The organism is Bacillus sp. BACIII (assembly GCF_057836745.1).
The window spans coordinates 2,696,501-2,716,856 of record NZ_CM174437.1; the positions used below are offsets into that span (position 1 = coordinate 2,696,501).

Below are 20,356 nucleotides of genomic sequence, written 5' to 3' on the forward strand. Positions count from 1 at the left end.
GAAATAGTGTGCACCCTGCGGCGCACACTATGTTATTTAACCAATAGCGAATCTTTCAGTGCATCGAGGTTTTTCTCCATAATGTCGATATATCCGATGCCTTTATCCCGTTCTTTTTGGCTTAAACCTTCCAGTGTATTGAGCACTTCCGTTTTCGCGCCGATTTCACCGGCAAGTGTATCTGCAACTTTAGGCGACGCGACTTCTTCAAAGTAGATGATCTTCACATCATGCTGTTTGGCAAACGTTTTGAGATCTGCCAGTTTGGCCGGGCTCGGCTCTTCTTCAGGAGAAAGGCCTGCAATCGCAACCTGTTTCAAGCCGTACTCTTTAGCGAGATAGCTGAACGCCGCATGCTGTGTGATCAATTCTTTTTTCGCCGCTTTATTTAATGTTGTACGGTATAGTTTATCAAGATCCTTCAGTTTTGCAATATATTCTTTACTATTTTTCTCATAGTATGCCTTATTCTTCGGGTCCTGTTTTACGATCTGCTCTGTAATGGTTTTGACCTCTTTTTGCGCAAGAACCGGGCTCAGCCAGACGTGAGGGTCCATGCTGTGGTCATGACCGCCGTGTTCATGCTCCTCTTCATCCGAGCCTTTGAGCAGGTCAATCCCTTTTGACGCCTTTACAAACTTCGCATGATCAGAGCTCATGCTTTTTTCCGCTGACGGAACCCATGTCTCCATATATTCGCTGTTGTATACGAAAAGATCGGCGTTTTGAATGCCAGCGATATCCTTCGGCGTCGGCTCCCAATCATGGGGCTCGATCGAAGACGGGATGAGAATGTCTACATCGCCTTTGTCTTTTACAATTTGTTTTGTGAATTCGTACATAGGATAAAAGGTCGTCACGACGTGCAGTTTGCCGTTTTTCGAAGAACCTGACGAACCTTTTGAAGATGAATTGCCGCAGCCCGCCGCAATTAAAAAGCATGCCGCAATGACGATGATTCCGCTCCATTTTTTAAACAAGCCGTTTCCCCCTGTTCTGCAAATCAGAATGATGACGATTTCCGAATCGTACTTTCTCGCTCATTTGTTACCTTTACCATAATAAAACGAAGTAATTACGTTTTGCAAGATATTTTTTCTAAATTGATATCCGATTTACCTATAAAGCCCCCGTCAGGTAAGGACAGGGGCGGTCTAACTCTTAGCAGGCCAGCAGATAGACTCTTGTTTCATAAGGGCGGAATGTGATGCGGGATTCCGCGCCGCCATTTTCATAGTTGCTGAGAAGAAGCTCGGCGCTTTCAGGTTTGGAGCCATCAGGCCAATAAAAGACGGCTTCTTCTTTCGATACGTTGCTGATGGAGATGAGCTTTTGTCCGTTTGCTTGTCTTTCATATACAAACAGCTGCGGGTCATCAGGAAGCAGCAGCGTGTAGCTGCCTTTTATGACATCAGCATACTGTTTTCGCAGGCGGATCAGTTTTTTGTAAAAGTTCAATACAGAATCGGGATCATCCTGAGCCTCGGCCGCATTGACGGTTTTGTAATTGGGATTGACCTTCAGCCACGGTTCTCCCTTTGTAAACCCGGCATTCTTGCTGCCGTCCCACTGCATCGGTGTACGGGCATGGTCACGGCTTTTCGCCATAATAGACGCCATGACTTCTTCTCTGTCACAGCCCTTTTCAAATACCCTTTTGTGATACATATTGACGGTCTGAATATCCTGATAGTCCTCAATCCTGTCAAACGGGGCGTTTGTCATGCCGAGTTCTTCTCCCTGATAAATGTATGGCGTGCCTTTCATGAAATAAAGCAGGGCGGCAAGCATTTTGGCTGATGCCTTTCGGTATTTGCCTGCGTCTCCGAAGCGGGATACGATCCGGGGCTGGTCATGATTGCACCAATACAGCGTATTCCAGCCCTGATGTTCAAGTGTTTTCTGCCAGTCTGTGAGCACTTTCTTCAAATCGGTCAGCTCAAGCGGTTTTACATCCCAATGCTCTTGGCCCGGCTTCTGGTCAAGCTCCATATGCTGAAAATGAAAAATCATATTCAGCTCATGCTCATCGGTTCCCGTATAAACGAGCCCCTCCTCAGGCGTCATTGATCCGGCCTCGCCGACCGACATCACGTCATATTTGGAAAATACCTCTTTCGTCATTTCTTTTAAGTAATCATGTATCCGTGCTCCGTTTGGCCGGAAAGGCTTCGGATCGGCCCGGCGAGCGATATAATCTTCATACGGCGGCAGGTATTCTTTTTTGGACAGAAGATGGAGCTGGTCTATACGCAAGCCGTCTACGCCTTTATCGAGCCAGAATCTCATCATCTCGTACACAGATTGCCGCATTTCGGGATTTTCCCAATTCAGATCGGCTTGTTTGACGGCATTCATATGCAGATAATATTCGCCCGTATGTTCTTCGTACTGCCAGACGGATTGGCCGTAAGCCGACACCCAATCGGTCGGCGGGCCGTCCGCGGTGCCCGGCCGCCAAATATAATAATCGCGGTATTTGCTGTCGGGATTCATTTCCGCCTCTTTGAACCAAGGATGCTCTGTGGATGTATGATTTAAGACGAAGTCCATCACAAGCTTTAATCCGCGGCTGCGGCATTCCGTAAGCAGATCGCCAAAATCCTCCATCGTTCCGTAAGATTCCATAATCGCTTGGTGATCTGTCACGTCGTAGCCGTTGTCAACGTTTGGCGACGGGTAAATCGGGCAGATCCATATCACATCGGCGCCAAGCTCTTTTATATAATCGAGACGCGCGATAATTCCCCGCAAGTCGCCTATGCCGTCACCGTTCGTGTCTTGAAAGCTCCGCGGGTAGATTTGGTAGACAACGGCGTCTTTCCACCAGTCATTCGGCATAAAGTCTAATCTCCTTTATTTCCTTATTTTTATTAAATGTAAACAAGGTCTTCCCGATATTTCCAAACATGATATGGCCACTTGAGTCACAGACCAAAAATAAAAAAATCCAATTATTACAAAAAATGTTTACAACATTCTAAAAATTGGTTATTGTTAGTTTATTCAAAATAATCAGTATTTAAATCAAATGAGAGGAAGGATACTCATGAAAGAGGAAGAGATCGAGAAAACCGAAATTGAAGGATTGTTTTTCCAAAAGAACATCTAGTAAACAAAATTGATAATCCTTTAGAAAAAGAAGGGCTAAAGGCATTCATCAATTGTATTACTCCTCAGCTTATGGATGAAGCCTCGATTGCATTGCTTGGAAAAATCGCTCAAACACCTTATGGCGCTGCCTCAATTGAAGCAAAAAGCGCTAAAGATTTACTTAAAGAAATAGGGGACAATTACGAAGTTACGATTGAGTAGAGTAATCGAGAAGAACTTAGCTGTCCTAAGTTCTTCTCTTTATTGTATTTAACATTATGGGAAAGGATTAAATCATGATTAAAAACAGAGCGTTTCTTTTCGTAGTCAGCAGTAATTTTATACACAAATTAACTGAAAATATATATGACCTTGTTCTCCCCTTGTTAATACTTTATTTCACGAACTCTCCAATATTAATGGGGGTTTGCTACGCTCTAGGTTTTCTGGCAGATTTTCTTGCAGCCTATTTTGGCGGCGCCGTTATTGATTCATATAATAGGAAAAAGGTACTTATCTTCATTTCAATATCGCAGGCATTCCTCATTTCTTTAATTCCAATCTTCCATGAATTGCAGATCCTAACGGCACCTCTTGTCTTATTCATTGCCTTTTTTATTGATCTGCTAATCGCAATGTATGGTTTAACTGACATATCTATCATTCCTGAAATCGTGAAAAAGAGTGATCTGCCCTCAGCTAATTCTTTTTCTCAGATCGCTTTATCAATAGCTACATCAATTGGCCCTTCAATAGCCGGTTTATCATTAACTATATTTGGATTGTTTAATAGCCTATGGTTTACATTTTTAGGTTTTTTAATCCTTATCTTCTCGCTTAAATTAATAAACTACTCAGATAAAGAGATAACAGCCGCTGCAACTCCTAAGGAAATTCTCAGGAAAAGTTTTGAAGGTCTTAAATATACCCTCTCGATTAAAGTTTACAAGTTGCTGACGTTATGGAACCTATTTATAAATTTAGGGTTAACAGGGGCGGTTCTAATGATTATGTTCAAACTAAAAGAAGAGCTTCATATCACGGAAACACAAATCGGTTTCATTTATACGCTAAGTGCTGCAGGCGGAATCATTAGCGGTGTTATTCTTCCCTACGTGCACCGTTTTTTCAAGTCAGCACATGCATTATTTATTTCATCTTTCATGACTGCATTGTCTTTACTGATTCTTGCACACAGCGATCATTGGCTTATAATCGGGATTCTTAATTCCATTTTAATGGGGAGCATAGGTTTAAATTCCAGACTTGTAAGTTTGCTTTTTCAGACTCATGTCCCTGCTGACTATTTAGGACGCGTTTTTAGCGGTTCAAGGCTCATTTCAACATTACTGGCTCCCCTCAGCGTTTTAGCTGCAGGCTATTTTTCTCATAAGCTTGGCACTTTGCATGTGTTCCAAGCAGGCTCATTTATTATTATCTTGACAAATATTGTTTTTCTGTTTACTTCTCTTCGAAACGAGGACTGGCGTCTCCTAAAAGAAGAAAGTGACATTAAAAATAAGAAATTAGTGTAATGTTCACTCCAGCTGAGACGGATAAAGCGTCATGCCTCCGTCGACGAAAAGTGTCGTTCCGGTCACGTAACTTGCTTCCTCCGACACCATCCATGCGGCGGCGGCTGCGACTTCTTCCGGTTTTCCGAAGGCGTTCATCGGAATTTTTTTCAGCTGGGCCTGTTTATGTGTTTCATCTTCCAGGTCCTTATTAGACTCCGTGGCGATCGTGCCGGGAGCGATGGCATTGACCCGGATGCCTTTATCTGCGTAATTGAGCGCCATCGTTTCCGTCATCATTTTGATCCCGCCTTTGGATGCTGAGTACTGCACGTTTTCAGGGCGGGGTATTTGCTGATGGACGCTCGATATGTTTAAGACCGTTCCTTTTTTCCCGCGATCGAGCATATGTTTAAGGGCCGCTTTCGCCCCCAAAAAGGTGCCGGTCACGTTGACGTCGATGACCTTTTGCCAATCCTCCAGACTCATTTCGTGGGGCATCGCTTCGGCACCGTTAAAGCCGGAATTGTTGACCATCACGTCCACTCCGCCGAAATGCTCCTGTGCGGCATCAAACAGCGCCTGAATCTCTTTCTCTGAGGATACATCGGCTTTTACGGTGACGGCTCTGCCTCCCGCTTTCTCAATGATGTCCGCCGTTTCATCTGCTCCGGCAGCATCACCGAGGTAGTTTACAACCACATTCATCCGCTCCTTGCCGAAGCGTTCGGCAATGGCTTTACCGATTCCTTTCGAAGAACCTGTTACAATCGCTGTTTTTCCCTGTAAATCCTGATACATTGTCTTAATTCCTCCCTGATGTTATTACAGGGCATGTACCCGGTTTTGATCGGCTGAAAACAGAAGGAATCATAAAAAGAACGATGAAACCGAAGTCCCCCCGTTCTTTTTTCATTATGCGTAGTTGTTCATCTGCAGCCTTTTTTGCACGCCGACAAGCCGGCTGAAAAAATAAGATGCCGCTTTGTAGTTCCCCCGTTTATGAAAGAAATGGGCCGCATCCTGAAGCAGCTCCTCCGTGTCAGCCAACAGTTCCTTTGATTCCAGAATATCAAAATACTCTTTGAGTGAATCCTGCCCGCCTTCCCCCTGATAAAGCTCTTTAATCAGACGGAATTTTGTCATATAGATCTCATCTTCCCACTCCGCCGCGCTTTTCATGCCCCGCGCGTAGCTGGCGGCGGCTTCACTGTATTTTTCCATTTTAAAGTATATATGCGTGAGTGAAAAAACAGCCTGAATGACCTGTTGGAAGCTGTTTGCTTCAAAGCCGGCAGCCGCACGTTCAAAGTCATCCGCCGCCTTGCAAAAGTCACCCAGACTGTACATACAGTGCCCGATATTATAATAGGCCGCAGCAATCATATATTGATCATCAAGCCGCTCCGCGTGCTCCAAGGCGCATTCGAGATATTCCAGCGCTTTTTTATGCTGCTGGGCGTCCATCAAATTTCCGGCAATGATGAACTTGCACTGCACCCTTCTCATTCCGTATAATTCATATTTCTTGTAAATATCAAGCGCCTGTCCCGCGTAATTCATCGAAAAGAAAGTCTGCTTGATATGATAGTACACTTCAGAAATTTTATACAAAAACTCGGCTTTCTCTATGTCATCTTCCACATATTCAAGCTTTTCCTCAGCCCGTTTGTAATGAGAAATCGCTGAGATGAAGTTTTTCTGCTTAAATTCATACATTCCTCTGAAATAGTAAAAATAGTATTCCAGTAAACCGGTCAGCTTTTGCTGGTTCATCTCAATCTCAGTGAGCATTTCAGAGAACGGAGGCCGGCCGTCGCAGTCTTTCATGGGTTTTAATTTATCCAGCATGATGCGGTGCCGAAATTCCATCAATGAAAAATACAATAATAAATCCTGGTTCTCTTCCATATCTTCGAGTTCATATTGAATCTCCCGCTTCAGCGCTTCAGCTTTATCGGCTTCAAACGCGCGGATCAGCTTATACCATTCATTCATCTTTACGGCTACTTCTTCAGATGGAATCTTGGATTTCATAGATTTGCCTCCTTCCTCCGGCTACTAATTATGTTATATTTTATCATAGCAAATTTATAACAGTGAGCAAACAAAGATTTTAACCAATTAAAGAAAGAGAGTATTCCGCCATGAGATTACCAGCCAGAATAGCGCTGATTTTCATCCTCTTCTTTTCCGCAGACCTATGTTTTTCCTATGTGCAGAAAGAACTGAGGCCGCAAACAGCATTACAGGAAAGAGACATACCAAGCGATCTTCATCCGCTCGTTAAACAAAATGCGCAATTATTGCAGACGGCCGCACTGAAAAAAGGCATCACCGTCATTATCACAGAGGGTTTCAGATCAATTGAGGAACAAAACGAATTGTACCGTCAAGGACGTTCAAAAAAAGGAAACATCGTCACCTACGCAAAAGGCGGAGAATCATACCACAATTACGGCCTTGCCATCGACTTCGCCCTGCAGAAAAAGGATGGCAGCCTGATTTGGGATATGACGTACGACGGAAACCGAAACGGCACGCCCGATTGGCTTGAGGTCGTATCGATTGCCAAAACGCTCGGTTTTGATTGGGGAGGCGATTGGAGAGGCTTTAAAGATTATCCTCATTTACAAATGATCCCTGGCTAATAAAACCTTTTCTTTTTTCGCTTTTGCGCATCAATATACGGAGGATATACAGGCCTGTACACAAGCTTATACCCTTCACTGCCGGACGGCGTAAAATCGCGCTGCCATTCCAGCTGCAGATGGAAATCAGATAAAAAAGCGGCCTTTGCTTCTTCAAGGGTAACGGCCGGTACCGGATTGATCCGCTCCAGCTGTTCCGGATCAATATCAGGCGCCATGTAAGCTTCCACAAGCCCGGTTACGGGACTGACAATGATCCTCGCAGCGCCGAAACGGAGCGGAATATCCCGATACCATACGGAAAAATGGAAGCGGAACCGGCCTCTGCCGTCCGTTTTCAGCGGATTCATTTTAAAAAACTCGTCCGCTCTCGGATAAAGCTTGTATAAAAACTGAAGTGCGGCTTCCTCACACTCTTCTGCTGAATAAACGGCCGGGCCCGCATGCTCAATAAAAGATTTAAAGGCCGTCATTTTCCCTGTCTTTTTGTCCGTTTTCATCTTCATTGTATTTTTGTTGCTGCTTTCAAAATAGCTTTCTATACTCAAATCTTTCCGTTCCGGAACTGACCCTTTCCGCCATGTCGTTCCGATCTCATCTCCGAGGCCGCGGCGGCGCGTCTGAATCATATCCGCGGTAAACCCCATCAATTCATAGATGCTGGCTTCCCATTTATGTTTAAGCGCGGGAAGCGGTTTTGCCGGTTCGTTTCTGTCTTCGCAAAGCGGCTGATCCGGAACGATTTCATCTTCTCCGGCGGGATAGCTGTAGGCCGGCAGGATCGGTTCATAGACGAGACGCGGCGTTTTCTCAAAATTGACAACGTCATAGACGAGACTGAATGACAGCCCGCTCATATAATGCGAGATCACTTTTTCCTGATCGACGAATGTTTCCGGGACGGGCGCTTCACCCTTATCCCCATAATAGATAAACTGCACGACGAAGCCGCTCTCGGTTACATCAACGAAAAAACCCGAATCGGGAAGCGGCCTGCCGAACACTTTTTTTGTATAGTTAAAACGGATGCACCCATTGCGTTCTTCCCTCGCCTGAAAAGTGAAGTTCATAAAAGTAAGCGGGCGGTGTCTGGCCGCAAACCGAAGAGCCGTCAGCTTTAATTCGGCATCTGACAGCTGAATGTCTGAATCCGGACGGTCATTGCGCGAATATGCAAGCAAAGATCCGTCGCCGCCCAGCTCAATCGTTACCGTTTTGTCCGGATGGTTGCGATCTTTCCATATATAATAGGCTCTCGTTTTTTGTTTTTCATCAAAATCTTCTATTTCAAGCTCATAGTGCGGCGGTATGTTCCCGATCTCCAGCGCTTTTTTTCTCAGATGTTCTTTCAGCAATGGGGTCATCCTTTCAGAAGAGTGTATAAAAAAGAACTGTTTTTTATTATATAAAAACGTCCTCATCCTTTTAAAGGGAAGAAAGTGCCTTTTATGTGTCTATTTTTAGCAAAGAGGGAAAACAGCCGTATTCAAAGCGGCTGTTTTTCATACAAATGTCACGCTTCCCACGAAAGCCCCGGGACGAACACCTATGACCTTCAGCCTATTAAACTCATAATCACTTCTCCCGTATGCGCCTCAATAAACCGCGGGAAAACCGGCTTGTATACGAGCCTGTACACATTTCCGCCGCTGTCGTCATCGTAACAACGATTCCAAGCGAGCTCGGCTTTGATATTCCGGCGGATCGCGTCCTTCGCCTCTTCCATTGTCAATGAAGGAACCGGATCGATATGATCAAGCTCTTTCGGATCAATTTCCGGCGGCATATATACAGTGACAAGACCCGTCTTTTTGCTGACGCAGATTCTCCCCTCTCCGAATCGCAAATCAACGCCGCCCGAACAAGCCTTATATGTAAGTCCCACGTTTTCTCCTTCATCATCCGGTTCATCATATTGAACCCGGAAATACTGATCCGCTTCCGGAAACATGGCGAATAAAAAACGGATGGCCATGTGATAGCATTCTTCCTCGGAAAACTCCGGTCCGCCTTCACTTTGTATAAATGACATTACCCCGGTGAGCCGGCCCGATTCTTTATCATGCATTGTTTTCAATACGTGTTCACTCCGCTCTTTTAACAGACTTTCTAAACTTTTATCTTCCCGTACGAATTTTGTTTTTTCAGGACGCCAGGCAATGCCGATGCGGCCGTCTCCAAGATCAGTTTCCCTCTCTTTATAAAAACCGTCATGCAGCCCGATCATGTCATTGATGCTCATCTTTTCCGCTTCAGGTGCAGGGCGTGAAATCGGGACATACGGACGCGTGTCGTCTTCCAGCTCTTCACACTCTTCTAATTCTTCATTCTCTTCCTTCAGGTCAGCCGATATCGGCCGCGTCGGAGACACGATTTCATAGACGAGATGGGGCTTGTCATCCCCCTGCACATAGACGGACTGATGCAGTACGGTGAACAATAGCTCTGCTTCTATTTGTTTGACAAAGTGATCCAATGCATCCCGCTTGTCCGCAATTGTCCCGGGTCTTAACAGCTCATCCGCCCTCCCATGATAAGAAAAGCCGGTTACTTCCCCTGTCACAGCCAGGTCGACGTAAAACCCGGTCAGCGGAAGCGGCAGACCGTCAGCCATCTGAACATAGGAATATCTCACATCACCATCATTTACGGAGCTTTTTTTCTCCCATTCGAACTCAGCCAATGCCCCCGGACGATGGGTTTCTGCAAACGCCCGCATCCGTTCTTCTATGTCCGATTCCGAAAGAGGCGGCAGATCAGTCCGAAAAGCCGGACGGGATAAGGATTTCAGTTTTCCGTCCCGGTCCAATTCGACCATGATGCCGGCTTCCGGATCATTCTTGTCTTCCCACCAAAACAGAACCTCATCTTCCTGGTATTCTTCCACCTTACTCTCGTAGCCTGCAGGTACGTTTCCGATTCTGAGAGCCAGCTGTTTCAATTCTTCTTTTTTCATCATAACACTTCCTTTTCTTCCAAAAAGATTAATGATTACCAAGACTCTTTTAAACAAATCTAGTATAATTAACCTGCCTTTCTTCGTGACTATTGAATCAACCATTACAACAACAGGGGGTAAACCAGATGTCCATCAAAAAAATGAGCGCCGTGTTTTTCATTTTGCTTCTCACGGCATTTACCGCCGCATGCAGCAGCGAAACGAGCAGCGGCCAGGAAAGCGGCACGGCGAAAGTGAATATAAAAGATACGGCGTGGGCCGCTTCAGACGATACCGAACATCCGGCCGCGCTTAAAGTAACGGTCACCGTCAAAAATACAGGCAAAGACCCGCTTACCGTCAAAAGCAGCGACTTCTCGCTTTACCAGAATGACGCGAAAACAGCGGCGGCCGATAAGGAAGACCAGATGCAGAGCGGCACGCTTCATGCGGGCAAGACAGTGACGGGCAATCTGTACTTCACGGCTGACGAAGGCAAATCATATGAATTGGTATATCAGCCGCAGGCAAAAGACGCGAAGCCTTTATCTTATAAACTGAAAGTCAAAGGCACAGCCTCAAAAGCAAAACCTGAACCGGCGGACGCATTATCCGCATACATTGATGTGATGCTGTACGGCAAGCACAATAAAGATTTCACCCGCCTGACCGGTGTAAATGAAAAAATGACGGCCGCCGCATATCAGGAATCGGCGAAAGCCAGCTTTATCGCTTCAGCAGGCATTTCACAGGAACAGGCGGATTCAAAAGCCATTTCCGCTATTATTGACGCCATGTCATCAGCCCTGCGGGATAACACAGAGCTCAAGGTGCATACCAAATCCATGTCAGGCAAAAAAGCCGTCCTTGAAGCCAATGTGACGCCGCTTGATATGTCTCCGCTTGCGGGCAGGCTGCAAGACCGCGTACAAGACTATGCCGGAAAGCACCCCGATGCTGATGAAAACGACATTGTCAGCCACCTGCTTTCTGTCTATCCAGAAGAGTTTATGCGCCTGAAACCGGCTTCTTCTTCAGTGACAAAAGAAATTGAAATGAAGAAAAATGCCCGCGGCCAGTGGTATCTGGATACAGATGCCGATCTGGAAGGATTGACGGAAGCGTTTTTGAAAACGTCCTGACAACAAGAAAGGAAATAGCGCAGGCTATTTCCTTTTTTTATTTTCACTTAAAGATGTCACTGATATATTGAACCTCGTCCTCGGTTAACTGCACATCAAGCGCGTCCAGATTGTGTTTCAGCTGGTCAGGGCGTTTGGCTCCGGGAATGATTGCATCCACCGCAGGCTGCGACAGAAGCCACGCGAGTGCGATATGCGCTGTCTGCACGCCTTTTTCTTCAGCAACGGCCCGCATCTTATCCACTCTCTCCAGGTTTTGGTGAAAAGCTTCTCCCTGAAACGGCGGCCTGTTCTTTCGGCTGTCCTCAAAGACTGTGTCTTTTGTAAACTTTCCCGTCAGCAAGCCGGAAGCAAGCGGGAAATAAGGAATAAAGGAAATGCCGTTCTTTTCACAGTAAGGCAGCAGATCGCGCTCCGCCTCACGCTGAATCAGTGAATATTCCGACTGAAAAACCTCTAAATAGCCGTCCGCGTTAAACTCCTGCAGTTGCCCGAAGCTGAGATTGGACGCGCCGATTGCTCTGATTTTCCCTTCGTCCTTCAGTTCTTTTAACGTGCCCGCCACCTCGGACAGCGGTGTTTTTCCGTCAGGGAAGTGAACGTAGTACAGATCAATCACATCTGTTTTCAGCCGCTTTAGGCTTTTTTCCGCCTCACTTCGAAGAAATTCACGGCTGTTGTCCAGTTCGATCTGCCCGTTGACTTCTTTGTGCGCGCCCTTTGAGGCAATGACGAGGCTGTCCCGCACGCCGCGCTCTGCGACAACTTCACCGATTAACTCTTCTGACCGCCCCAAACCGTATATAAACGCCGTATCAATAAAATTGACGCCGCCATCCAATGCTGTGCGGATGAGTTCTTTTCCCGTTTCATCATTGAGATTTGGAAACAGATTATGTCCTCCGACCGCATTTGCGCCAAAACCGATACGCTTTACCCGTAAATCCGTCCTGCCGAGCGTACGTGTTTCCTCCATTGCCCAGGTCTCCTTCCTTTTATACCTCTGTTTAGTATTAGATAGACGGTAAGAATTATCCTGCCTGAGAACCTATCTACAGAAAAAACCTTGAAAAGCGTTTGCCCTTCAAGGTTTTTTTGCCGTGTATTAAGATGTCAGAGCTGCGGCGAAGCGTTCGGCTTCATCCGTGAGAGCACCCTCGATTTCCTTATAGCGGCTGGAAATCGTTGAGGCGCTGACGCCGTACTTCTTCGCCAGCTTCGCTTGAGAAACGGACGCGCCGTTCAGAGAAATGCTGTTTACATAATATTCGACCGCCGCCGCGAAGGCTTCCGGCTTTCTGATCGTCGGTGCTTTTTTGACACAGAACGTTTTCCACAGATCAATAACGGCCGGAACCAGCTCAGCAGGGTATTCATCCCCGCTCAGGCCTTTTTCAATGGCGTCTGCCGTTTCTTTCTCCATGTCGTTTGCCCACTCTGTCTGTTTTTCTTCAGCAGCCTGCTCAGGCTCTTCTGCAGTTCCTAAAAGAGCGGCCAGCACAGTGTCGAAGTTTTCCTCCATAAAGCGCTCAGGCGATTTTCCTTCCGCAAGGGCCGGGGCCGCCGCCTTCTTCACTTTGCTGATCAAAGCTTCGGTCCGCGTCACAGGGAAGATCGTAAATTGCATGAAGAACTCCGCTTTTTCCGCTTCGTGGATCGGATAGCCGAGAATCAGGCTTCCCTCCGGCGGAAGATCCTGCTGGCTGACGTCCATTTCCACTTTGAATTGTTTTTTCGTCATCACATCTTCAAAGTGAATCATTCCTTCTTTCACATCTTCAAGCACCATAACCGCTGGTGTCATGCTTTTCCATGATTCAACGATTTCCCGTGTTTTCGGACGGTTGATGCCGCCGGCTTTTTTCTGAAGGTATTCTTCAAAAATCGTCTTGCCGCCTGCCAGCGGTCGGAAGAAAATCCCCCAGATACCGAGGTTGAAGACTCCGATGTCTTTTGTCTGTCTGTCCAGCTCCGCAATGAACTCGTGCTGGTTAATAAATGATGATATGCCGTCTCTATGTGCTGTAAAGGCGTACTCCATTAGGCTTTCCTGAATCTGTTTCGCTTCTTTTGCCGCGATGTCTGCCGGAATGGCTGCTGCTTTACTTCCGCAGCATTTTTTATATTTCTTCCCGCTGCCGCATGGGCAAGGGGCATTTCTTTTCACTTTTCCCACAATAAACCCTCCGAATTCTGATATAACTTTATTATTTTAACAAAAATAACTTCAGAGAGCTTGGTTTACGGCTAAAAAAGAATTTGGAAGAAAAAAAGGCCCCGGGAGTTTCTCTTTCTCCGGGGCTTTGAAACAGTTAATTTGTATTTTGTCCGCCGCCGTTCAGACCTTCTTTAATCAGCCCGTTTACTTGGCTGTTCATTAAAAGTCCGATGTGCCCGACACCGTGAATCTGCACGTTTTTCCCGCCGATCAGCCGTGACAGCGGGTTCAGGACGATTAAGTCCGCTGAGCTGTAAATCGATGTATACAAAATCTTTTGGTTCGGATCAGTTCCCGGAAGCGCTCTGTTGGTCACAAGGCCGTTCGCTCCGCCGAGTGTGACGACGTTTGCGATTTTGTCCCCGCCGTCAAGATTTTTAATGTAATAGAGTGTGTTGGCGCCGCCCATGCTGTGCGCGACAATATCGACTTTTTTCGCGCCTGTTTCGCTGAGCACTTTTTTCACGTAATTTGACAGTCTCGGTGCATTGTGTCTGTTGTTTCCGGTTTTGTCCAGAAAATCAATGGCGTACATCTCATTTCTTGACCAGCCTTGGGATGCCAAGTACGTTTTGATTCCCGCGAAGTTAAAGGACGCCCCGCCGATTCCGTGGACCATGACAACCGGGTTATGCTCTGAGGAGGCTTTCGATACGGTCGGCTGGAAGGCAAATACGGAAATGACGGACAGCATGCAGACTGTAAGAATCGCTAGGATTTTGCTTTTGATTTGTTTCATGAACTTTCCCCCTGTTATGTAATTTTTTGCAATTTTCATTCTATTAGAGAAGAAAAGGAAAAAATAGAGTATTTTTTCCTGTTTTCAACAATTGAAAAAGAGGCGGAAAAATGAGAAAGACGCCCCTTTCCCAAAAGCACACTTATGCTTTAATACGGCAAACAAAAAAAGGAGAGAACACATGGTGCTCTTCTCCTAGTACTCATTGAAATAGGTTTGAATCCGCTTAGGGTCATGCGTTTTTGTCAGCGCGAGCATCAGCAGAATCCGCGCTTTTTGAGGGTTGAGAGAGTTTGAAGCTGTCAGATGGTCTTTCTCATACTCTCGATTAGGTGTTACCGCCCCGTTTCCCGTCCTTGTGGAGCGGACGACCGCCAGCCCGCTTTTGACCGACTTTACGGCGCCTTTTTGCGCCGCATCAGACATTGAGCCGTTTCCCGGGCCTGCAAAAATAATGCCTTGCGCCCCTGATTTTGCGGCGGCTTCAAAGAGATAGCTTCCGTCATTTTGATAGCCGTATATAATATCGACCTGCGGCAGTTTATCAAGTTTATCTATCTTGAAATCTGTATCCTTCGTATGCTTTCGGGTCATGATGTTATTAAAATAGATGTCATCAGCAATCGTACCGATATAACCCATTTCTTCCGATTTGAATGTGTCGGTCGCGGTTGTATTGGTTTTTGTCACATATCGCGCCGAAGCGATTCTGTCATTTAATACGACAAGCGTCCCCTTGCCTTTCGCATCAGGCGCAGCCGCGGTTTTTACCGCGTTATATAAGTTGGACGGCCCGTCAGCTCCGATCGCCGTGGACGGCCTCATTGACCCGGCGACAACGACGGGTTTGTCACTTTTGACCGTCAGATTGAGAAAATAGGCGGTTTCCTCAAGTGTGTCTGTTCCATGTGTAATAACAATGCCGTCTGTATCATCAGACTTGAGCAGCTTATTTACCCGTTTTGAAAGTTTCAGCAGGGTCTCGTTATTCATATTCTGGCTGCCGATATTCACAATCTGTTCTCCGCTGACATGCGCGATCTCCTTCATCTCCGGAACGGCCTGAATCAGGGCATCAACTCCGATTGCCCCTGCGGTGTACTCCGTGGCGGACGTCTTTGAAGGAGCAGCCCCTGCAATTGTGCCGCCGGTGGCAAGAATTTTAATATTCGGCAGTCTGTCTTTTTTGGCTGAGGCTGCGGCTGCCATCTGGTGCGGTGTTTCTTTCACTTGAGGAGATTGGGAGCAGCCGGCCGCTATGAAGAATAGAGCCGTGATAAATGTAATGAATGGCATGAATTGTTTTTTCATTCTTTTCTCTCCTTTTCTTTATTTATGAAGATTTCCCTCTCATCGGTCAACGCGCTTGTCAGGCAATCTTCCGAAGAAAATAACTGTAAAAATCCTTGACACCGTCATAGGAAATCAAGATAATAGACCAGTCACTATATTTTAAATTTGTCATCAATCAGTAAGGTGGGAACATTATGAGTTATGGAGATTCTCGTGAAAAAATCCTCGCCGCGGCAACCAGGCTGTTTCAGCTTCAGGGGTATTACGGCACGGGACTGAATCAGATTATTAAAGAAAGCGGCGCGCCGAAAGGTTCTCTTTACTATCATTTTCCGGACGGCAAAGAGCAGCTCGCCATTGAGGCTGTCAAAGAAATGAGCCATTATATCCGTATGAAAATAAAAGAAAGCCTTGATGCCTATCCCGACCCTGCGGAAAGCATTCAAGTGTTTTTACAGGACTTATCAAGCCAATTCACATGTCCGGAGAATTTCGAAGGGTTTCCTGTCGGTTTACTGGCTGCCGAGACGGCTTTAACGAGCGAAAAGCTCCAGCAGGCCTGTCAATGCGCTTATCAGGAATGGGAGAATCTGTTCGCCGGCAAATTGAGATCAGCCGGTTTTTCCGATGAGAAAGCGGCGGAAATCAGCACTGTTTTAAATGCCATGATAGAAGGCGGCATCATTTTGTCTTTAGCTAAAAAAGACAAAATGCCGATCATCCATATTTCCAAACAAATCCCCAACCTGCTGAAGACATAAAATACAAGAGACATGTTACGTATAGAAAGAGAGGAGAATGATTTTGGAAAACGCTCAGCCTTCCAAACAATATAAAGTGATGCCTATCATGATTTCTTTGCTGATGGCAGGATTTATCGGCATGTTCAGTGAAACGGCGCTGAATATTGCCCTGACCGACCTGATGAAGGAGCTGCATATCACTCCCGCGACCGTCCAGTGGCTGACGACGGGCTATCTGCTCGTTCTCGGTATTCTTGTCCCGGTTTCAGGTCTGCTTTTGCAATGGTTTACGACGAGACAGCTGTTTATCGTTTCACTCGCTTTTTCCATTATCGGCACGCTGATTGCAGCGCTTGCGCCGAGCTTTCCGTTTCTTTTGGCGGCAAGAATCGTGCAGGCTTTAGGAACCGGACTGCTGCTGCCGCTGATGTTTAATACGATCCTCGTCATCTTCCCGCCGCATAAGCGCGGAGCGGCGATGGGGACGATCGGGCTTGTCATCATGTTCGCTCCTGCGATCGGTCCGACATTTTCAGGGCTTGTGTTAGAGCATTTGAACTGGCATTGGATTTTCTGGATTTCCCTGCCGTTTCTCGTCTTGGCTCTTTTATTCGGCATCGCCTACATGCAGAACGTATCCGACATTACAAAGCCGAAAATTGACGTGCTTTCCATTATTCTGTCCACGATCGGATTCGGCGGCATCGTCTTCGGTTTCAGCAATGCGGGCGAAGGATCAGGCGGCTGGTCAAGCCCGACGGTTATCGGTTCGCTTACTGTCGGTGCGATCGCGCTCATTTTATTCTCCATCAGGCAGCTGAAAATGAAACAGCCGATGATGAATCTGCGCGCTTTCCGCTATCCGATGTTTATTCTCGGTGTCGTGATTGTATTTATCTGTATGATGGTTATCTTATCAACAATGCTTCTCTTGCCTATGTATTTACAAAGCGGATTGCTGCTGACGGCATTTACGTCCGGGCTCATCCTGCTTCCGGGCGGTATTTTAAATGGCTTTATGTCTCCGGTGACGGGACGTCTGTTTGATAAATACGGACCGAAGTGGCTTGTCATTCCCGGGTTTGTCATCACGGCAACCGTGCTTTCGTTTTTCTCAAACATTAACGGCGCTTCAACGGCGCTTCTGATTGTCGTGCTTCATACATGCCTGATGATCGGAATTTCCATGATCATGATGCCGGCGCAAACGAACGGCTTAAATCAGCTGCCGCCGGAATTTTATCCGGACGGAACAGCCATTATGAATACGCTCCAGCAGATGGCCGGCGCAATCGGCACTGCGGTGGCGGTCAGCATCATGGCTGCCGGACAGAAGAATTATATGAGCACCGCGAAAAACCCGAATGATCCTTCCGCATACTCTCACGCGCTGATTGCGGGCGTCCAGCACGCCTTTATCTTCGCAATGATTGTCGCCGTTATCGGTCTGATCAGCGCTTTCTTTATGAAACGGGTCAAAGTGAATCACTCATAAGAAAACAGCAGACTCTCCGCGGGTCTGCTGTTTTTTATATCTTGAGCGCTTCAGCCAGTTCATCAATCGCACAGATAAGGTCATCTGCCGTGTTATAGAAATGAGGCGCCAGCCGGATGATTTGTCCGCTGGGTGCGCATACGATGTTTTTCCGCTTCAAAAGCGCAGCAGTCTCCGCCGCTTTTTCATCCCGTATGGAAATCATGCCGGGTCTGTCATCGGCAGACGGCGGGCCTGTGAGAGTCAGTCCTTTTTCAGAAGCGTATTCATACGCAAATGCGCTGAGTTTTTTTACTTCCCGATGAATGCGGTCTGTGCCGACATCGTTTAAAAGGGATAAAGCCGCCTGTGCCGCATATATGCTGATAAATGCCGGGGTTCCGGTCTCAAAGCGCTTGGCTCCGTCCGCATAAGAAAAACGGGTCAAATCCAGCATCGACTCCCGCTGCTGTCCGAACCACCCGGTGACTTTCGGCTTCAGCCGTTCGGCAAGTTCCTTTCTGACATAGAGAAACGCCGTTCCCGGTATGCCGAGCATATATTTTCTCGCGCCCGCGGCGAGCATATCGACTCCCCATTCTTTTACATCAATCGGGATGTGCCCCGCCGATTGATAAGCATCGACAAAAAGAAGCGATCCCTTCTTTGCGGATATCTCGGCAATGCGCTTCATATTCTGGACAAAACCGGATGTATAGGACACATGCGGAACACAAGTGATACGCGTCTGCTCCGTGATATACGTTTCATAACGCTCTAATGGGATCATTCCTTCTTCAGACGGGATGACTGAAAGCTCCATCTCAGTCTGCGCCTTCAGAATGTGGGCGATTGCCGGAAAATCCAATTCCGTATACACCGCCTGCTTCTTTCGGCAATCCGGTAAAGCTGAGACGACGGCAGAGGCGGCAGCCGTTACTGAAGGTAAAATGGCGATTTCTTCAGGCTGAGCGCCGATTAATTTCGCAAATTCACACCTTGCCTGCTCCGTGCGGTCCATGGCTTCATCCCAGTTTCCGCCATGCTGAAGCAGGCTTTCCTGGTAGTCATTGATCGCTTTTGAAACCGGCCGGGCAAGAGCGCTTTGGGAGCAGCTGGCGAGCATCGTATGTGTGCGGAGCGCCGGAAATAAAGATCGGTATGGCGCCAGAGACGAATTCAAGGCATGTTTCCCCCTTCGGCGGGGAAACGGTCAATCCTTCATGGGAAGCGGTCAAACAGCTGGACGGTGCCGCTGAAGGCCCCGCTGCTATCGTATCTGAACAAGTGCCGACCGTTTTTTATAAGTCCGTTGCCGTGCTGCGGGAGGCAATCAAGAAACATCAGCCCGACATTATCATCTGTGCCGGACAGGCAGGCAGCAGAATGCAGGTCACGCCGGAACGGGTCGCGATCAACCTGAATGAGGCGCGCATACCGGATAACGAAGGGAATCAGCCTGTCGGGGAAAACATTTCTCAAGGCGGTCCCGCGGCCTGCTGGACTGGCCTTCCGATCAAACGGATCGTTGAAGAAATAAAAAAGGAAGGCATTCCCGCGGCTGTATCCTACACGGCGGGGACGTTTGTATGCAATCATCTCTTTTACGGGCTGATGGATGAAATCAGCCGCCATCAGCCGCACATCCGGGGCGGGTTTATTCACATCCCGTACATTCCGGAACAAACCTTGCAGAAGTCCGCGCCGAGCCTCAGCCTGGATCACATCACAAAAGCACTCAAAATCGCCGCGGTGACCGCCGCGGCGCATGAGGACGATATTGAAACCGGCGGAGGCGAGCTTCACTAAGCAGCTGACGCCGTCTCGGCCCATTTCTTCTTTCGGTAAACGATGCGGGACAGCGTCACACTGATTTCATAGAGGACGAGCAGCGGAATCATGACGAGAAAGTCAGACATAAAATCCGGCGGCGTAATCAGCACCGAGACGACGATCAGCAAAAAATACGAAAGCTTCCGCGCCTTTGCCAGCCGGGATGGGTTCACGATCCCGAGCCGCGTCAGAAACATGACGGCCAGAGGCATTTCAAACAAAAACCCGAACGGCAATGTCATGTTAAGCATAAAGGTAAAATACTTGTCCGCCGTAAATACCATGTCAAAATGGCCGGCGGATAATTGTGTTAAAAATCCGAGCACAATCGGGAACAGCACAAAATACCCGAAGGAAATTCCGATAATAAACAAAACTGAGAGCCCCGGAATGTAAAGCAAAGCGGCGCGGCGTTCAAACGGGGTCAAAGCCGGCGACGTAAAACGCCAGAGCTGAAAGGCCGCAACCGGAATTGCTGCCGTAATGGCGCATATTCCCGCAATCATCATATACACCCATAAAATCTCGCTCGGCCCTAAAACGGCCAGCCTTCCATGCAAATCCTTGATCAGCCAGTCATAAATATCCTGCACAAACCAGCATGCGCCGATAAAAAACACGAGAAAGGCGATAACGGTTTTAATGAGACGCTGCCGGACTTCCTCTAAATGCCCGATCAAGTGGGTTTCTTTTTTATCCAATCGTACATCCTCCTTAT

At 47.2% G+C, this 20,356-nt stretch carries 18 protein-coding genes; 6 read left to right on the forward strand and 12 right to left on the reverse strand.

Going from position 1 to position 20,356, the window contains the following annotated elements:
* Nucleotides 1-32: 32 nt before the first annotated feature.
* Entirely contained in the window at nucleotides 33-980 is a 948-nt protein-coding gene (locus tag ACXN9U_RS13055) for a metal ABC transporter substrate-binding protein (protein WP_060963663.1), read from the reverse strand.
* Nucleotides 981-1,161: 181 nt separating this feature from the next.
* Entirely contained in the window at nucleotides 1,162-2,841 is a 1,680-nt protein-coding gene (locus tag ACXN9U_RS13060; protein ID WP_060963664.1) for a glycoside hydrolase family 13 protein, read from the reverse strand.
* A 548-nt stretch (nucleotides 2,842-3,389) separates the two neighbouring features.
* Between ACXN9U_RS13060 and ACXN9U_RS13065 the strand changes: the two genes are divergently transcribed.
* Nucleotides 3,390-4,628, forward strand: a complete 1,239-nt coding sequence (locus tag ACXN9U_RS13065; RefSeq protein WP_060963665.1) for an MFS transporter — start codon at nucleotides 3,390-3,392, stop codon at nucleotides 4,626-4,628.
* 3 nt (nucleotides 4,629-4,631) lie between these two features.
* On the opposite strand, the gene ACXN9U_RS13070 is transcribed toward ACXN9U_RS13065, so the two are convergent.
* Both ACXN9U_RS13070 and ACXN9U_RS13075 read right to left on the reverse strand, forming a co-directional pair.
* Nucleotides 4,632-5,408, reverse strand: coding sequence for a glucose 1-dehydrogenase (locus tag ACXN9U_RS13070; protein ID WP_060963666.1), 777 nt, complete (start codon nucleotides 5,406-5,408; stop codon nucleotides 4,632-4,634).
* Between the two features lie 114 nt (nucleotides 5,409-5,522).
* Nucleotides 5,523-6,644, reverse strand: coding sequence for a response regulator aspartate phosphatase (locus ACXN9U_RS13075; RefSeq protein WP_060963667.1), 1,122 nt, complete (start codon nucleotides 6,642-6,644; stop codon nucleotides 5,523-5,525).
* 110 nt (nucleotides 6,645-6,754) lie between these two features.
* Between ACXN9U_RS13075 and cwlK the strand changes: the two genes are divergently transcribed.
* On the forward strand, nucleotides 6,755-7,258 hold the full coding sequence (cwlK, locus tag ACXN9U_RS13080; protein ID WP_438421147.1) for a peptidoglycan L-alanyl-D-glutamate endopeptidase CwlK: 504 nt from the start codon (nucleotides 6,755-6,757) through the stop codon (nucleotides 7,256-7,258).
* Here the strand turns inward: cwlK and ACXN9U_RS13085 are convergent.
* Together ACXN9U_RS13085 and ACXN9U_RS13090 are read right to left on the reverse strand one after the other, a co-directional pair.
* The gene (locus ACXN9U_RS13085) at nucleotides 7,255-8,613 is read right to left on the reverse strand and encodes a YcdB/YcdC domain-containing protein (RefSeq protein WP_489201758.1); all 1,359 of its coding nucleotides are present in this window, start codon (nucleotides 8,611-8,613) and stop codon (nucleotides 7,255-7,257) included. The two genes, cwlK and ACXN9U_RS13085, sit on opposite strands and share 4 nt — an antisense overlap.
* 200 nt (nucleotides 8,614-8,813) lie before the next feature.
* A complete protein-coding gene (locus ACXN9U_RS13090; RefSeq protein WP_489201759.1) occupies nucleotides 8,814-10,214 on the reverse strand; it encodes a YcdB/YcdC domain-containing protein in 1,401 nt (466 codons plus the stop codon).
* Between the two features lie 128 nt (nucleotides 10,215-10,342).
* On the opposite strand from ACXN9U_RS13090, the gene ACXN9U_RS13095 reads away from it, so the two are divergent.
* Nucleotides 10,343-11,338: a DUF5105 domain-containing protein gene (locus ACXN9U_RS13095; protein ID WP_489201760.1), complete on the forward strand. Its 996-nt coding sequence runs from the start codon at nucleotides 10,343-10,345 to the stop codon at nucleotides 11,336-11,338.
* Nucleotides 11,339-11,381: 43 nt separating this feature from the next.
* Here the strand turns inward: ACXN9U_RS13095 and ACXN9U_RS13100 are convergent, their stop codons facing one another.
* The 4 genes from ACXN9U_RS13100 to ACXN9U_RS13115 all read right to left on the reverse strand — a co-directional run bounded on the left by ACXN9U_RS13100 (nucleotide 11,382) and on the right by ACXN9U_RS13115 (nucleotide 15,606).
* Nucleotides 11,382-12,314, reverse strand: coding sequence for an aldo/keto reductase (locus ACXN9U_RS13100; protein ID WP_016936849.1), 933 nt, complete (start codon nucleotides 12,312-12,314; stop codon nucleotides 11,382-11,384).
* 129 nt (nucleotides 12,315-12,443) lie between these two features.
* Nucleotides 12,444-13,514: a helix-turn-helix domain-containing protein gene (locus ACXN9U_RS13105; protein WP_060963672.1), complete on the reverse strand. Its 1,071-nt coding sequence runs from the start codon at nucleotides 13,512-13,514 to the stop codon at nucleotides 12,444-12,446.
* Nucleotides 13,515-13,650: 136 nt separating this feature from the next.
* Nucleotides 13,651-14,295: a lipase EstA gene (estA, locus tag ACXN9U_RS13110; protein ID WP_007409033.1), complete on the reverse strand. Its 645-nt coding sequence runs from the start codon at nucleotides 14,293-14,295 to the stop codon at nucleotides 13,651-13,653.
* 195 nt (nucleotides 14,296-14,490) lie between these two features.
* Nucleotides 14,491-15,606: a type II asparaginase gene (locus tag ACXN9U_RS13115; RefSeq protein ID WP_489201761.1), complete on the reverse strand. Its 1,116-nt coding sequence runs from the start codon at nucleotides 15,604-15,606 to the stop codon at nucleotides 14,491-14,493.
* A gap of 176 nt (nucleotides 15,607-15,782) precedes the next feature.
* On the opposite strand from ACXN9U_RS13115, the gene ACXN9U_RS13120 reads away from it, so the two are divergent.
* Together ACXN9U_RS13120 and lmr(B) are read left to right on the forward strand one after the other, a co-directional pair.
* Nucleotides 15,783-16,349, forward strand: a complete 567-nt coding sequence (locus tag ACXN9U_RS13120; RefSeq protein WP_489201762.1) for a TetR/AcrR family transcriptional regulator — start codon at nucleotides 15,783-15,785, stop codon at nucleotides 16,347-16,349.
* Between the two features lie 37 nt (nucleotides 16,350-16,386).
* Nucleotides 16,387-17,826 (forward strand): lincomycin efflux MFS transporter Lmr(B), encoded by a 1,440-nt coding sequence (gene lmr(B) / locus ACXN9U_RS13125; RefSeq protein ID WP_489201763.1) that lies wholly within the window; start codon nucleotides 16,387-16,389, stop codon nucleotides 17,824-17,826.
* 34 nt (nucleotides 17,827-17,860) lie between these two features.
* On the opposite strand, the gene ACXN9U_RS13130 is transcribed toward lmr(B), so the two are convergent.
* Nucleotides 17,861-18,988, reverse strand: coding sequence for an aminotransferase class V-fold PLP-dependent enzyme (locus ACXN9U_RS13130; RefSeq protein ID WP_489201764.1), 1,128 nt, complete (start codon nucleotides 18,986-18,988; stop codon nucleotides 17,861-17,863).
* On the opposite strand from ACXN9U_RS13130, the gene pcp reads away from it, so the two are divergent.
* Complete coding sequence (pcp, locus tag ACXN9U_RS13135; RefSeq protein ID WP_489201765.1) at nucleotides 18,967-19,614, forward strand: pyroglutamyl-peptidase I; 648 nt, start codon at nucleotides 18,967-18,969, stop codon at nucleotides 19,612-19,614. The two genes, ACXN9U_RS13130 and pcp, sit on opposite strands and share 22 nt — an antisense overlap.
* Here the strand turns inward: pcp and tatC are convergent.
* The gene (gene tatC / locus ACXN9U_RS13140) at nucleotides 19,611-20,339 is read right to left on the reverse strand and encodes a twin-arginine translocase subunit TatC (protein ID WP_489201766.1); all 729 of its coding nucleotides are present in this window, start codon (nucleotides 20,337-20,339) and stop codon (nucleotides 19,611-19,613) included. The genes pcp and tatC overlap by 4 nt on opposite strands.
* Between the last annotated feature and the right edge of the window lie 17 nt (nucleotides 20,340-20,356).